The sequence below is a fragment of the Paenibacillus sp. FSL H8-0537 genome (assembly GCF_038051995.1).
Classification (GTDB): domain Bacteria; phylum Bacillota; class Bacilli; order Paenibacillales; family Paenibacillaceae; genus Pristimantibacillus.
In genome coordinates this window covers 5,721,270-5,738,399 of record NZ_CP150290.1, presented here as the reverse complement: position 1 = coordinate 5,738,399, position 17,130 = coordinate 5,721,270, and the positions used below count along the sequence as shown (strand labels likewise).

Below are 17,130 nucleotides of genomic sequence, written 5' to 3'. Positions count from 1 at the left end.
TTGCGCATTTACTGTCGCAATTTTAGTTGTTATGTAAGGAAGGTAAGTAAGTATAACTGAAGCCGGGGGACGATGCATTTGTAATGACGAAGCGGTCAGTGGGATACCGTACTTGAGTCTGATAATAAGCGTGCGAACACGGCAACGAAAGAGATTCAAAACTACTAATAGAGAGGATAAAAAGGGATGAAACAAGTAATTAAACAGGCATGGAAATTAAAATCGCGTCTACTTGCATTGATGATTGCCATCAGCATGTTAGTGAGCTTGTTGCCAGTGCCTCAGGTGGCAGCAACAGAACCTAGTAGTTTTCAAAATATGAATCGAACGGACGAATTTCAAGATGTTAGTATAACGGATTGGTTCTACGATGAGGTAGTCTATGCCCAACAGAATGGATTATTTAACGGAACGGGTGTGGATACTTTCTCGCCTCATGGAACGATGACTCGTGCCATGTATGTGACAGCACTTGGAAGAATGGCAGGTGTGGATATAAGGGAGTATCCTGTCTCGACTTTTGCCGATGTGCAGACGGGGGTTTGGTATGCACCGTATGTGGAGTGGGCAGTTAAGACGGGGATTACTGTTGGTACGGGCAACCAGAACTTTTCTGCAAATGACACAATAACTAGGGAACAGATGGCGACGATGACTTTACGTTACTTTGAACACTATCAAATTCCCTATCAAACTAATAATTCCGTAACCACAGCACCAGCAGATCTTGTGAGTGCATCACCTTGGGCAGCCAATGCTATTGTAAAACTGTGGCAAGCAGGCTTGTTCGTCGGCGATAAAAATGGTAACTTCAACCCGCATGCCCAAGCAACTCGTGCGGAAGCAGCTGCTAGCTTCATGCGCAGTGACGTAATTGTGAAGGAATGGCAAGACCAAAATCAACCGACGACATCACCAACATCAACATCAACACCTGAACCTAGCAGTAACATTGGTGCTGGTGGCGGTAACAGCGGCAATAACAACGGTGGCAACGGCGCTGGATATACGCTGACGTTTGAGAGCAACGGCGGGTCGGCAGTAACCGCTCAGAAGGTACGGGAAGGGAAAACGCTAAATAAGTTGCCTGTACCGGCAAAGGAAGGATTTATTTTTCAAGGATGGTTTAGGGACAGTGATTTGTCACTTATCTTCGCAGAAGGCAGTAGCGTTACTGCTGATACGAAGTTGTATGCGAAGTATATTGATAATGTGAGTAATGCCGTACAGAGTATTCCCAGTTATTCGGTGCTGGATGTTGCGCCGGGCTTTACCATTACTGTAAACGATGCATCCGGTAAGTTGACGGCAGAGGAAGTAAAGGCAGGGATGACATTTGTCGATACAGCGGGCCCTGATTCTACGGGAATTAGCGTTATTGGTATGCAGGGTACTTTCAATGTAGTGTCTGCCGCTGAAGACGGTAGATTTGAAGAGGGTCACACTTATGAACTTACATTGATGAACGACAATCTATCCTTCCAAGGTCAAGATGTGACAACGAGCATCTATGTGTTCAGTGTTGCCAAACAAGAAGCTATGAATATTCCGTTGAATCCGAATATGGTCTATCTACCCTTCGAGGATGTCAAGGATATGAAGCTGAATGGCGAGAATGTGGATTCGCCTGCAATTTCGGTAGTAACTGCCACGGTAGGTAATAACGAAACTGCTCTTGCCGAGGCGAATAAGGGCAGCGGTACTTTCAAGTATGTAGGAAGCACCGAGGTTAAAACTGGCAATATCGTAGCCATCTACGAAGGCATTCGACCTGATGAACGTACGGTAAATACCAGTGGTAGCGACGACGGTGACGTTGCCTATATACAGATTACCAAGATTGAAGGCAACATCTATACCTATGACCACGCGGATGCCAAGCAGGTATTGTTCAGACCAGATGTTTTGCCAGTGAGTGAAGAAGCGGATACGGATGGGGACCCAAGTAATAACTCCATTACGATAGAACATGTTGCGATGAACTATAGCGATAGCCAATATGAGCCATTTGGCTTAAGTGATCTTACGACCGTTGATGTGGGCGATTTTATTGCATTCTATGAGGGTGAGTTTGCTCAAGAAGGTTCTAAAGTAACTAGTTATGGGCGGATCACGAGGATTACGCCTGTGGCAGAGATGGATATTATCGAGTATACCGATGCTACTATGCAGGACATAGAGCAGGCCTTTAATATCTATCAACACCAAGCAATTGACGGTGATCAATTGCTGTCAGATGAGGATATTGCGAAGTTAGAAGAACAAATTGAGCGTCAAGCGATAGATAGCGGATTCGTCGATCAAGCTGCGAAGTATCTATCCACCCTATCGATGGAAACAGATACCTTCAAGGCACAAGCACGGGGGATTTCACCAGAGAAGCTTCGTAGCGGGGAAAAAATCAAAGTAGAGAATTTGACTGTCGTTGCTTCACTCGGTACGACACTTAAGAACATTGCTGGTCGAACATCTGGAGTTAGCGCTAAGCTTCAGGTAGGGGCCGACATTGTAATTAGGATTCATGATGAGAGTGACCTTGTTATCCATATGACCGGAACATTCATTGAGGAGATCAGCTTGGATCTCGGCATCAATGGAGACCTGCAAGGACATTGGCTTACATTGTGGGGCATCCCTTATTGGTATAGCATAGATGATTATATTATTACTGCTAATTTGGATGCTCGCACCTACACCGGGATCAATATCACTGCAGAGATTGCTACCGTTGAACATGATAAGTTGGGTGATGCGCTGGACGATTGGCTTGGAGAGAAGAATGCTGGTCGACTAGGTAAGGTATTGAACATCGCAAAAGAGATTCAAGCGTTGCTTGATGGTGTGCAGGATACGGGAGTAGATTCGGCGACACTGAAGGCTAAATATCAAGAGATGCTGGAGAACGATACAGATTGGGTTCCTTTAATCGAGAAGACACTTCTTGAAAAAAGCATGCGCGTAGTATTTGGGCTTATAGAAATCAAATTTGAAGCAAAATTCGTTGTCAAAGCAAAGGTTAATCTAACAATAGGGACAGATTTTAACTACAAGACTGCTAAGCGCTATTCGGTTACGTTACGTGTGCTAAGTTTGGATGGTAATACTAGCACGGTAAGTCTGCCAGGTGACGGTGATTATCAGTTTACATTCTATGTCATGGGTACGCTCGGATTACGGGCGGGTATTCATCTGGAGCTACAAGCAGGGATTGGTAGCGTTGATTGGAATAGCATTGGAATTTCTGTAGAACCCGGCGCATACGTGAACTTATGGGGATATTTCTACTATCAATTGAAAAATATGAATGGGGTAAAGTCCACCCGGTCATCTGGCGCTCTATATGTAGAGATTGGTCTATACTTGGAAGTCGAAGTAGGAGCACAATTGGGCGATGGGGCTATTTCGGGCAGTGTGCCCGTGTATGAGAATACATGGCCGCTGTATACGGTAGGGGAGCAAACTAATGTTTTCGACTTCTCCTATCCGCAGGATGATAAGCTCGGAATTACATTAGCAGGAAAGGCGTCATCTCTATATTTACCTACGAAGCTAGTAACGATGAGCTTACTCGATTTGAAAACAGGGGATACAAGTGAAGAGACATATCTCGAACACGGTAAGTTTTCGATTGATCCTACGAAATTCGATGTTCAGATAGATAATCCGAACTTCTCCTATAACAAAGAACGCCGGTGGATAAGGGTAGTCGATACGAGTATTCCAGTAAGCACGGGCAACTTAGTCATTACATGGAAGGGTTCACCGCTTACGTTCAATTATGCACCGCTCAAGCGTACCATTCCGTTAATTTGGCTTTCCAAAGCGGGTGACTATACGTTCCAATTGGATCCACAGAATGGAGAAATGACCGAAGTTATCGCTGCCGCTTATAATGCGAAGATTAGTGTAGCAACTCCGATCAAACCGGGATACACCTTTAATGGATGGTACACTGAGGCTTCTGGTGGTACGAAGATGACGATACCAAGCCAAATGCCTGCAGAGGATCGCAATTTGTATGCGCAATGGATTGCGAATACAAATACAGCTTATACTGTTGAGCATTATTTGATTGATCCGAATACAGGAACAGCGTCTTCGCCTGTTTATACGGAAACATTGGCCGGGACTACAGAAGCAGAGATTAGGATAACATCCGATAAGTTTAAGGATCAAGGCTACAGGAATAGTTCGGTTAGCGGGGTATATATCAAGGGAGATGGTTCGACGGTCGCTAGATTGTATTACGCTCCAGCGAATCGTACGATGAGCTTCAATTTGGGCTACACAGGTTCCCAGATCATCAAGGTAACGGAGCAATTCGGCAAGAACATTGCCGCACGTATACCATCAATACCGTCGAGGTTGGGATATACGTTTGCCGGATGGACACCGGAGGTTCCTAGTACTATGCCGACTGTAGATACAAACTATACCGCAAAGTGGATAGCAAGGGAGGATACCTCTTACCAAGTCGTGTATTTACAGCAAAATATTTCGAGTAATACTTATACGGTGGTAGATACAGAATCTTATCGCGGTACAACCGGCACCGAAGTGGATCTAATGACAATTCAACCTAAGTCCTATGAAAACTTTACGATTGATTACAGCAATCCGGGTACTGTGCTAAAAAGCAAAATAGCTGGAGACAATACAACAACTTTGAAGCTATTCTACAAGCGCAGCACTTACAAGATGAAGATTAATTACAATGGCGCTGGCATGGATACTAGTGAAATTGACGTACCATATGGGGCGACTACGTCGCTACGTTTAGGTACTCCAATTAGGCAGGGATATACATTCGCAGGATGGTTGCCTGCACCACCACAAACGATGCCCAATCAGAATGTTGAATTTACCGCACAATGGACGGGTAACAACTATACGGTAAGCTTCAATGTTAACGGTGCTTCACAGGAGGTTGCGGATCAGACATTGGGCTATGGCGATAAGGTGATTATACCTACTGCACCGACGCGGGAAGATTATGTGTTCGGTGGTTGGTACAGAGACATAACCCTTACGAATGCGTATGATTTTGCGACAGCGGTGGTATCAGGTAATTTTACGTTGTATGCAAAATGGAATGAACTTAGTTATACGGTAAGTTTCGACAGTAGTGGCGGTACATCGGTGCCTGACCAGACGGTAAAAAAGGGAGCTGTGGTTAGCATACCTACAGACCCGACGCGGGAAGGTTATGAGTTCGCTGGTTGGTATAGAGATAACGCTCTAACGAACGGCTACGATTTTACGACAGCGGTGGTAACCGGTGATATGACGTTGTACGCAAAATGGAATAAGAAACAGCTGAAAAGTTACACGGTAAGCTTTGACAGTAATGGCGGCACATCATTGCCTAACCAAACTGTAGAAGAAGGAGCCGTGGTTATGGCACCTGAAAATCCAACGCAGGAAGGTTATGTGTTTGACGGTTGGTACAGTGATAATGCTCTAACGAGCGCCTACAACTTTAAGACAGCGATCGTAACAGATGATATTACTTTGTATGCGAAATGGATTAAGAAACAGCAAGATAGTTTAACGGTGACCTTCGACAGTAATGGCGGCACATCAGTGCCTGGACAAACGGTGCAAAAAGGATCAATTGTTAGAGTACCTACAAGCCCAACACGGGAAGGCTATTCGTTCGTTGGTTGGTTCAGTGATAGCGCCCTAACGAAAGCCTACATCTTCTCGACACGGGTGGAAACGGGTGAACTTACGTTGTATGCGAGTTGGTCTAGACGCAGTTATACAGTAGTTTTCAACGAGAGGGGCGGTACACCAGTATCTAGCCAGACTGTAGGAGCGGGAGAGATGGCTATAGTACCTGAAGGGTTTACACGGGAGGGTCATACGTTTGCTGGTTGGTTCAGTGATAGCGCCCTAACGAAAGCCTATAATTTCACGGATCCTGTGGTGAGAAATATAAGCTTGTACGCCAAATGGACGATAAATTCCTATACGGTGAGCTTTAATAACAATGGCGGAGGGCATATTAATAGTGTTGAAGTGATATACGGCAACAAAATAAATATACCTAGCAATCCTGGGAGGGACGGTTATGTGTTCGGAGGTTGGTATATTGATCCTGCGTTGACGGAGCTTTATAATTTCAAAACATCATATGTGTATAACGATATTACGTTGTATGCGAAGTGGACGGTCAACTATACGGTGAGCTTCGAAACGAACGGTGGTTCGGCAGTAGCTAATCAGTCTGTTATACATGGTGAATCGGCTACGATCCCAAATTCAAATAAAGATTCTTATGCATTCGAGGGCTGGTACATCGACGCCGATCTGACTGAAGTATATGACTTCAAGACACCGGTGACGAGTCCTATCACGTTGTATGCGAAGTGGATAACTGGTTCTTACACGTTCACTTTCGACAGTAACGGTGGATCGAGTATAGGAGGGGGGAGAGTGCCAACTGGCGGCAAAGTTTCGAAGCCTACAGGTGTATATTATACACCGAGATTGGAAGGTTATGTGCTCGCCGGCTGGTATAGCGATAGCAGTTTGACGAGTCCTTACGACTTCGAGACACCAGTGACAGCAGACATCACGCTATACGCAAAGTGGGTGCCGTCACCATGGCAAGCTATAGGTAGCCCAACAGAAGAATACTCTCCACAATACGCAATAGATAGCCAAGGCAATCTTTTTGCAGCATTTGCGCAGGGAAGCTCTGTCATCGTGAAGAAGTACGAGAATGGTGAATGGATAGAGATTGGCAATAGTGGTGGCAGCAATGTAACTGTTTATGGTGTAGATATCGGTATAGACAGCAATGACACACTTTACATTACTTATTCACTTAATGATGGGTTTTACGTTGATTATTATACCGTTGTGAGAAAATATGATGGATTCAAATGGGATACTATAGGCTCGCCTACTAATGGGCTTGTCAATAAGAAGAATCCAAAGATATCGTTCGACGGTGCTAACAATCCGTATGTCGTATATTCTTCTGCCGGCTATGAAGATCGACTTCAAGGGGTGGTGAAATATGACGGTACAAATTGGGTGAGCGTTAGTGGTGGTATAGATCTATCGAAAGGTGCTTACTATTCTCCAGATATCACATTCGATAAAAACAATACCCCGTATTTATTTTTTAGGACTTCTGAAAAAACGGTGTTGAAGTATGAGGATGGCTCTTGGAAGGATGCCATCAATGATAACTCATCTGGAGATTTACGGGGTGGAAGTTCATCAATAGCATTTGGCTTGAACAATGAGCTTTATTTCGCTTATAGTGGTAACAATGTAATTGGATTGACACAATATACAATACCTGACTGGGAACCTGTAGGCATAAGCCATCCTTTACAGACATCGAGTAGAGGATTGGGCATACCTATGGTAGTTGATAGCAAAGGTACGCTGTATATTGCCTATAATGATGTAGCCAACGGCAACAGGCTGACCGTGATGAAATACGACGGCAGTTGGCATCCTGTGGGCGAAGTTGCTATCTCTGGGGATATGCCAGACTATTTACAGCTTATTATAGATAGCCAAGACAATATCTATGTGATGTATCAGGAAATCACTAATCAAGGAGAAGTTAAAACGTTCGTGAAGAAGTATGAGCCAAGCTTGGATCTGGTCTCTCCGTAATCTTAGATCGTACAGGGCAGTCTATTCCCACCGGAATAGGCTGCTTTTCTGTTAGTCGATTCAAGAATGAGATGTGTGAACAGCTTCGCTCAGATTCAGGATACAAATTAATGTGTAAAAACTCTTGTAAGGGTTCATACAATGGAACCCATATTTACATTTATGGCAGCAATTTTACTTTCCCGTGGGAGTTACAGATATGGGATAGTAATGATTCTTCTGCGAACGAACAATCTCATAGCGAGCATAAGGCTAAACGTGCTTACATATCATGGCTGCAGATTTATGCTGAATCAAGGCTTAGTGAAATTAAAGGGGCGAGTGAAATGTTCTTCTATTCGGAATTCATAAATTAATCACGGATTCTGAACAATGGGATTCAGTCGTTGAAGAAATATTTCAAAGTTACCGGCAATATGGATCTACCGAAATTGCTGACATGGAAAGAGAAGTATGCTATATGCCAAATGGTCTGACAGGAACTGCTCCCATGCTGAAAGTGTTGTCCAGTGAAAGTGGGATAAGAGTTATGGATTTTATCTTAGAAGTATTGGTAAAGTTTGAAGATTATTCGGCTGTTGATCTAGTTAATAAAACCCATGAAAAGGGCGGTTCCTGGGATAGGGTCTACATTCCAGGAATGAACTGTGAACGGACCAGTGATCTTTAAATACCACCACATCGTTCAATGAGATAAAAAGAGCTCGCATTTGAGCTCTTTTTTTATATGTAGCTTTTTGATATTAAAAGAATCTTTAAAAAATAACGGCGCTATCTCGGGGCCACCGCAATGTGGGCAATCCAAAATAAGAGACCTTCCCTAAGTTCATTGAACTCTTGAGAGGTCTCTTATTTTTAATCTTTCAATCTAATTCTTGCTCTAAAACCGCTTTTACTAAACGACGTACTTCATCTGTTGATGTGGTATCCATTAATTGGTTTCTTAGTTCGCCTGCGCCTCTAAATCCACGAACATAGATTTTGAAAAAGCGAAGAAGCGGTTTAAATGAACGCGGCAGAATTTCTTTTGAATATTTATCGTGAAGATCCAACTGTAAAAGAAGTAAATGGAGAAAATCCTTCGCGCTATGCTCTTTAGGTTCTTTTTCAAAAGCGAATGGATTGGTGAAAATGCCGCGGCCTATCATGACGCCATCGACGCCGTATTGTTCTACTAATTTTAATCCGGTTGCGCGGTCAGGAATATCTCCATTAATCGTTAACAACGTATTTGGAGCCATTTCATCGCGTAATTTTTTTATTTCAGGGATTAGTTCCCAGTGCGCAGCTACTTTACTCATCTCTTTTTTGGTACGAAGGTGAATGGAAAGATTCGCAATATCTTGCTTCAATATATGTCCTAACCAATCGCGCCACTCGTCAATAGCGTGGTAACCCAATCTTGTTTTAACACTAACCGGCAATCCACCTGCTTTTGCGGCTTGAATAATTTCTGCTGCAACTTCAGGATGCTGTATTAATCCCGCGCCTTTCCCATTGGAGGCGACGTTTTGTACGGGGCAGCCCATGTTTAAATCAATACCACGAAAACCAAGTTTTTTCATATCCATACTCATCTGTTCAAAAAATGCAGGTTTATTGCCCCAAATATGAGCGACAATCGGTTGCTCATCTTCTGTAAACGTTAATCGACCACGGACACTGTCTTTTCCTACAGGGTGACAATAACTTTCTGTATTTGTGAATTCTGTGAAAAATACGTCGGGTTTTGCAGCTTCACTAACGACGTGACGAAATACAACATCTGTGACATCTTCCATTGGCGCTAATATAAAAAATGGCTTTGGTAAGTCTAGCCAAAAATTTTGTTCGTTACTCATATTATCTCCTCTTGTTGCATCATATAAAAACCAAATAAGCGATAGCAAAGTCCTTTACCCACCATACATAATATCATTTTTTTTCGTTTGATGCACAGATTCAATTGTGTGATCGAGTGACCTATCGAGTTGTTCCCGCATAGGAAACATATGCTTGAATAATTCCATGGTCACATTTTGACCACGAACACTGCAAACACATCATATTGACTTGGAAATATAGGACTGATTTTTAAGGGGGTTCGGATAGAAAAACTAACATCATACTCGCAACTATCGTCTTTAACAAGAAAGCCAATACAGCTCGAAGCGCAGCTATGTATTATAAAAATTTTTGGGGAAATTACAAAATGCACAATTTTTATCAAGGAATTTGTTGGATTATGACGAATATTAATACTATATTTCTATATATGACTTGGGGGGATTTATTTTGCAGGGACGGGAAGCAATAAACCGAATATTGTCGATCAGGATTTTGAAAAGAGCACTGGCTATTTTCTTAACACTGGTAACAGTTTTGTTTAATTTTCAAGGTCACATTGTACAAGCTGCATCACCATCCACGCTTAGCTTATCAGTAACCGGCACCCACACATTCGATCCTCGAAACGTAGGATACGGGTTCTACACAGATTCTCTTCCCTTAATTCTCACAAAGGTAGGGACAGAGGCGATTACGAATTTAGGTATCAGCTATAGCGGCAGCGCATTCATGGCAGGCACGTTGCCAGCAGATACATTAGGAGCTGGAGTAAATTCAGCAGTTCTTCAAATCCGACCGAAGACGGGACTGTCAGCAGGTGTACATACAGAGACCGTAACCTTGACAGCGGATAATGGAATCAGCGAAAGCTTTCAAGTAAGCTTCACAGTGAATTCTGTCCCATCCACGCTTAGCTTATCGGTAACTGGCACCCACACGTTCGATCCTCGAAACGTAGGATACGGGTTCTACACAGATTCTCTTCCCTTAATTCTCACAAAGGTAGGGACAGAGCCGATTACGAATTTAGGTATCAGCTATAGCGGCAGCGCATTCATGGCAGGCACGTTGCCAGCAGATACATTAGGAGCTGGAGTAAATTCAGCAGTTCTTCAAATCCGACCGAAGACGGGACTGTCAGCAGGTGTACATACAGAGACCGTAACCTTTACAGCGGATAATGGAATCAGCGAAAGCTTTCAAGTAAGCTTCACAGTGAATTCTGTCCCATCCACGCTTAGCTTATCAGTAACCGGCACCCACACATTCGATCCTCGAAACGTAGGATACGGGTTCTACACAGATTCTCTTCCCTTAATTCTCACAAAGGTAGGGACAGAGCCGATTACGAATTTGGGTATCAGCTATAGCGGCAGCGCGTTCATGGCAGGCACGTTGCCAGCAGATACATTAGGAGCTGGAGTAAATTCAGCGGTTCTTCAAATCCGACCGAAGACGGGACTGTCAGCAGGTATATATACAGAGACCGTGACCTTGACAGCGGATAATGGAATCAGCGAAAGCTTTCAAGTAAGCTTCACAGTGAATGCAGTGCAATCGAGTAATAATAATGGACAAACATCATCTTCGACCATGCCTGAGATTTCGGACACGAGTATCGACGTTCTAATCAATGGCAAGGTTGAGAATCTGGGCAAGGCTATTAGGACTAAGATAGATAATCAAACCGTGACAACCGTTATCCTCGATCAGGCTAAATATGAGGAGAAAATCGCGGATGAAGGTAAAGGTGCAGTAGTCACGATACAAGTAACAGATAATGCAGATAAGATTAAAGTTGATCTGAATGGTCAGATGGTCAAACACATGCTAGACAATCTTGTGATTCTAGCATTGCATACGGATAAAGCGACTTATACGCTTCCTGTTGATCAAATCGATTTGGATTTTATATCTGACCAAATCGGAAGTTCGGTTAATTTGCGAGATATTACTTTCCAAGTTGAAGTTTCTCTACCTACAGCAGATATGATTAAATTAGTTGAAAATGCAGCCAAGAATGGGAAATTTAAAATTGTAACACCGACAATTAACTTTACTGTAAAGGCTGTATACGGCAATGTAGTCGTCGATCTATCGCTGTTTGACAACTACGTTGAACGAACAATCGCAATTCCAGAGAGTGTGGATCCAAATAACATTACAACTGGTGTTGTTATTGAGGCAGACGGAACCGTTCGACATGTACCCACCCAAATTATTCAGATCGAAGACAAATACCACGCAAAAATTAGCAGTTTGACTAACAGTATGTACACGGTTATATGGAATCCAATGATATTCAAGGATGTGGAAAAGCATTGGGCCAAGGATACGGTGAATGATATGGCTTCTCGCATGGTCATAACAGGAGTCGATATTGATAATTTTAAACCCGATCAAAACATTACTCGTGCTGAATTCACGGAGTTTATTGTTCGTGGATTGGGATTGAAATTGGAGAATGGAGCAGCTCGATTCACAGATGTTAAAGATTCAGAGTGGTATAGCAGCGCAATTAACGCAGCTTATGAATACCAATTAATTAGCGGTTATGAAGACGGGACTTTCCGTCCTAATGATCGGATTACCCGAGAACAGGCGATGTCTATTATTGTCAAGGCGATGACAATCACAGGCCTGGAAGAGAAACTATCTTCACAACCTGTAGGAGAGTGGATAAGTTCATTCAAAGATGCGGCTGGTGTTTCGGATTGGGCAAGAGAGAGCATAGCCGACGCTGTACAAGCTGGTATTATTATAGGCAAGAATAATGCCCTTCTTGCTCCTAAAGCGTACATTACGCGAGCTGAGGCTGCAGTCATGATACAACGGCTTCTTAAAAAGTCTGAGCTAATTTAAGCTAAATGAACAAAGCCTTTCCACGAGCATAATCTACACTTTGTACGCTGCTCGCATTTTGGGAAATTAACAGTTTGTAGAGATCATTATCCTGAGAGAGTATAGGTTGAAATTTAGCACAAAGATAGCTGTAATTTCTATGAATTAAAACTAATTTCTACAGCATCGACTACTTCCTAAACCAAGGAGGTAGTCTTTTTTATGATAGACGCTTCAAAAATACAACGTGGTTTCTGTTTCCATCATGCATTGAAGATGCTTATGCACAAGAGCTTGGTTTCATAGGGAAGTTTAGATCACTTTGTATGTCGGTCTACGCCGGATGTTATGACTGCTTTCAAGGATAAAGGAAAAGCGGCCTGACTGAACCACGGAGCACAGACTTGCGCCCCACGAATCGGTCAGGCCGTTTAATTAAAATCGGATCTATTGGCAGAATAGGCTGAATAGGGTTTAAGCAGGCGGACAAGCTGCTAGATGAGCTCTTTTCGCGCCGCTAAATAACGGTAGAGGATGACGCCGGTTATCGCGCATAAGAGCAGGCAGAGGCCGATGAAGCCGTAGCCGGCTTGAAGTCCGCGCAGCAAGCCAATTTGCGTCTCGGCCCCGTACGTATTTTTCACCAGCTGGGTAACAGCGCCAATCAAATAGTTGAAAATAACGCTGCCGATCCCCATGATCGTGACCGTAAAGGTAATGGCGGATTCGCTGCCGCGCGGGTAGCGCCTCGCGATGAAGGCCATAACGGTCGGATAAATCGGAGCGATGCCGATTCCGGCAGCAGCGAACAGAAACGCCAGTGATTCGCCGCCCCACACTGCGATAAACGTACAGATCGACGATACGCCGGCGAAGAGCAGCAGCGACAGGTTGAAGCCGATTTTGTCCGTAAGCGGGCCAAGCAGCAGCCGCGCGCCAGCGAAGCAGAGGAAGAAGGCGGACAGCATGCCGGATGCGGATACATTTTGCCAAGCGTAAGCCTTCTCCAAAAAGTTGACGAGCCAGCCGCCTACCGCAAGCTCTGCGACGACGCCGAAGGTGAGAATGAGCGCGATCAGCCACAAGGCCGGATCACGCATTAGCTCCCGAAAGCCGGAGCGTGGACCATCCGCTGCATCATCGCCGGGAAATTTGCTGAGCAGCGTCGGGATCATCGGAATGAGGCATAGCGAAAGCATGATGAGATACATGCCGCGCCAATCCAGAATATGGCCGTAGACGCTTACTGTAATGAGGCCCGAAGCAATCATCGGGGCAACGGTCGAGCTGAGCCCATAGAAAAAATGGGATAAGTTCATCATCGTTCCGACATTGCGCACGAAGATGCGTGCCCCAATGACGGCAAGCGCAATTTCCAGCATGCCATTGCCGATATACATGAGGAAATAGGAGGCTCCGAAAAAGGTATAGCTTTTGGAAAAGAATATAAGGACGCCTGAGAGAACCATCGAGCCGAAAGCAACCAGCGTGACAAGCTTGACGCCAAACTTGCGCGTTAGAAAGGCTGTGAATGAGCAAGCAAGCATATAGCCGAGCGCGTTTAGCGAGAGCAAGGAGCCAAGCTGCTGCTCATCGAGGGTGAAATCGTATTGGATCCGAGGAATCGCGGGTCCTTTTACATTTTCAGAAATACCGAACACAATAAAACCGATGAAAATAGCTGCGAGCTGCAGCGCATAATTTTTGTTAACGGTACGAAGTCGGTTGAACATTTGCAATAGCCACCTTTTAAGAAAGTAAAAAAGTAAATTGGTACCTGCTCATTGTAAAGACTCGCCCGCTTGAATTCAATATAAGCTTTTTCAACGGCCATTGCGAAAGTATAAGGATATGAATGTAAATGAAGCTTGAATCAAGCGTACTAGAAGGGATTTCGCTTCAATGGCCCGAATTATGGTTATAAATAGTTAAATAGGGCTTGTGAATAGGTATCGTTTGGTTAGAGAAAGGACGGGCTTCAATGAAACAAAATTTGTATTTGAATGGCCAAGAAGCAAGTGCGCAGCAGTACGATTCATTACGTTCGCCTTATTCAGGCGAGGTTATTGCAGAGGTAGCGAGTGCAGGGATCGAGCAGGTTGATCAAGCGATTGAGGCGGCGCTGGAAGCGGGCGCCGTTATGCGTAAGCTGCCCGCCTATCGCCGGGCGGAGATTTTGGCCAAGGTGGCCTCGCTTTTGCGGGAACGCAAGGAAGAAGCGGCGCGGATCATAGCTATGGAGGCGGCAAAGCCGATTAAGACGGCTCGCGCCGAGGTGGACCGCACCGTGCAAACGTATCAATTTGCCGCGGAAGAAGCGAAGCGGATTCATGGCGAGATGGTGCCGCTAGACGCAGCGCCCGGCGGTGAAGGTCGTCTTGCCTATACACTGCGCGAGCCGCTTGGCGTCATTGGCGCGATTACGCCGTTTAATTTTCCGCTAAACCTGGTTGCGCATAAAGTCGGACCCGCGCTTGCGGCAGGCAATACCGTTGTGCTGAAGCCCGCTCCGCAGACGCCGCTATCCGCTTATTTTATTGCCAAGCTGTTCGAGGAGGCTGGCCTGCCGCCGGGAGCGCTCAATGTCATTAGTGGAGACGGCAAGCTGCTTGGCGAGAGGCTGGTGCAGGATTCCCGTGTGAAGATGATTACGTTCACCGGCAGCCCGGAGGTCGGAATAGGCATTCGCAAGCAGGCGGGACTGAAGCGGGTGACGCTGGAGCTGGGCTCCAATTCCGCAGTCATCATTGATCACGATAGTGATGTCGATGCTGTTGCTGCACGTTGTGTAACCGGAGCCTATTCGTATCAAGGACAAATTTGCATATCGCTGCAGCGGATTTTTGTCGTGGAGGACCTGTATGAAGCTTTTGTGCATAGATTTGTAGCTTTGGCAGCAGCGCTGCGGACAGGCGATCCGCTGAGCGAACATACGGATGTATCCTCGCTCATCTCGGAGACAGCGACGAAGCGGGCGATGAATTGGGTGGAGGAAGCAGTCCAGCTTGGTGCCGAGCTGGCTATTGGGGGCCGAGTCGATGAGCAAGGCGTTATGCAGCCGACCGTGCTGCTTCAGGTGCCAGCAGAGGCGAAGGTTTCCTGCAAGGAAGTGTTTGCACCCATTGTGATAATCAATAAAATTAGCAGCATTGAGGAAGGCATTCAGCAGGTGAACGCTTCCGATTACGGCCTGCAAGCAGGCATTTTTACGCAAAATATTGGCAAAGCGCTTGATGCGGCGGATGCGCTGCATGTGGGCGGCGTTCTAATCAACGATATTCCTACGTTTCGCGTCGATCAAATGCCTTACGGCGGCGTGAAGCTCAGCGGCACCGGGCGCGAGGGCATTAAATATGCAGTGGAAGAAATGCTGGAGATGAAACTGGTTATTGTGAATCGGAACAAGTAGCAGGGCGATTCGTCGCATCCCGTTCAAGCCTTATTTTTTAAACCTAGTTTGTAACTTATCGGGTGGTATGAGCGTCTACAATGATAATGAACTCACGGAGAGGAAGATGAATATGAATATGAATCCTTTTAAAACGATGACTTACAAACGTACACTTGCTTCGATTCTGGCAGCAAGTCTTATAGTAGGCGCTTCGCCTGCAGCATTCGGTTTTCCCACAATGGAGAAGGCAGCAGCGGCAACGGCTGTGCAAACCTATCGCGTCGTCCCACAACCGTTTATCATTGACGACTACAAATATTCCATCCCGACGATTAACATTAACGGCAGTACTTATATTGGCATTCGCTCGCTCAACGAGAAGCTGGGTCTGGATATTACGTGGAATGTGAATAGCCGCACGATTACACTCGATGGAAGAGGCCGCAAGTTGACGGCGAATCCGGAGGATGGCAGCTATGTCATCAATGGTCAGAAGACATACGGTGACCCAGCGCTTATTTATAAAGGCTCGGCTTATGTGCCGCTGCGTTTTTTGCTGGAACGAATGGGCTACGGCATTTCCTATGAGAAAGGCAGCAAGACGGTAGTCATTAACACGATTGAGGAAAATGAGCTTACGGTTGCGCTGGGCACGATTCAGGAAAATAACGACAAGCAAACGCTGCTCGTCAATTATCCGGTTATCGAAGACCTCAAGGATAAAACAGTTGAGGGTAAAATCAATACGTATTTGAAGCAGGAAGCGGAGTCCTATGCGGCAGCGGGACAGAAGGATCTTTCTAAAGCAACGGCCGCAAATGCAGCTTACATCAAAAAAAATCCGGGTACAACGTTGCCCATGGCTGCCTTCGAGGGCGCATTTAACGTGACCTATAATGAACAGGGAAGACTCAGCCTGTATGTGGATTATTACTCCTACCTGGGCGGAGCGCATGGCATAACGATCCGCGTGCCTTATACGTTTGATCTGGGTAACGGGGAGCTGCTGACGCTGAAGGAAGCTGCCGATTACAACTCGAAATATTTATCCATTATTAATGCTTCGATTAACAAGCAAATTAAAGAACGCAAGCTGCCGCTGATTGCACCGTTCAATGGCATTAAATCGAATCGTTCCTTCTATTTGAAGCATGAGGGAATCGCCATTGCTTTCGAGCAGTATGAATATACGTCTTATGCCGAAGGCATGCCGGAGTTTGTGACGCCATTTGAGGCGTTTGAGTAAGTGTAAACGTTGATTGCTTAATCAGTATTCCGTCAGTTCTGTCAAGGGCTGGCGGAATATTTTTTTGTATGAAAGCTTGTCTCCCTACTGTATAATTTTGCATAGATCTGCTATAATCGTTTTTAATTCCTACTTTTATGGTAGGAATAGTGATGACGCAGGGTGTTATATTCGTAAGCTTGAA

Annotated in this window: 7 protein-coding genes; 5 read left to right on the top strand and 2 right to left on the bottom strand. The window is 45.0% G+C overall.

The window, feature by feature from the left end; translation table 11 throughout:
* Positions 1-186 precede the first annotated feature (186 nt).
* Both MHB80_RS24235 and MHB80_RS24230 read left to right on the top strand, forming a co-directional pair.
* Entirely contained in the window at positions 187-7,641 is a 7,455-nt protein-coding gene (locus tag MHB80_RS24235) for an InlB B-repeat-containing protein (RefSeq protein WP_341279372.1), read from the top strand.
* Positions 7,642-8,101: 460 nt separating this feature from the next.
* Positions 8,102-8,311 carry a hypothetical protein gene (locus MHB80_RS24230; protein ID WP_341279371.1) on the top strand — a complete coding sequence of 70 codons (210 nt, stop codon included), beginning with the start codon at positions 8,102-8,104 and terminating at the stop codon, positions 8,309-8,311.
* A gap of 193 nt (positions 8,312-8,504) precedes the next feature.
* On the opposite strand, the gene MHB80_RS24225 is transcribed toward MHB80_RS24230, so the two are convergent.
* Positions 8,505-9,482, bottom strand: coding sequence for a tRNA-dihydrouridine synthase (locus MHB80_RS24225; RefSeq protein WP_341279370.1), 978 nt, complete (start codon positions 9,480-9,482; stop codon positions 8,505-8,507).
* 433 nt (positions 9,483-9,915) lie between these two features.
* Between MHB80_RS24225 and MHB80_RS24220 the strand changes: the two genes are divergently transcribed.
* Positions 9,916-12,330: an S-layer homology domain-containing protein gene (locus MHB80_RS24220; protein WP_341279369.1), complete on the top strand. Its 2,415-nt coding sequence runs from the start codon at positions 9,916-9,918 to the stop codon at positions 12,328-12,330.
* A gap of 473 nt (positions 12,331-12,803) precedes the next feature.
* Here the strand turns inward: MHB80_RS24220 and MHB80_RS24215 are convergent, their stop codons facing one another.
* Positions 12,804-14,042 carry an MFS transporter gene (locus MHB80_RS24215; RefSeq protein ID WP_341279368.1) on the bottom strand — a complete coding sequence of 413 codons (1,239 nt, stop codon included), beginning with the start codon at positions 14,040-14,042 and terminating at the stop codon, positions 12,804-12,806.
* Between the two features lie 248 nt (positions 14,043-14,290).
* Between MHB80_RS24215 and MHB80_RS24210 the strand changes: the two genes are divergently transcribed.
* Positions 14,291-15,718 carry an aldehyde dehydrogenase family protein gene (locus MHB80_RS24210; protein ID WP_341279367.1) on the top strand — a complete coding sequence of 476 codons (1,428 nt, stop codon included), beginning with the start codon at positions 14,291-14,293 and terminating at the stop codon, positions 15,716-15,718.
* A 112-nt stretch (positions 15,719-15,830) separates the two neighbouring features.
* Positions 15,831-16,946, top strand: a complete 1,116-nt coding sequence (locus MHB80_RS24205; RefSeq protein WP_341279366.1) for a stalk domain-containing protein — start codon at positions 15,831-15,833, stop codon at positions 16,944-16,946.
* The last annotated feature ends 184 nt before the right edge of the window (positions 16,947-17,130 follow it).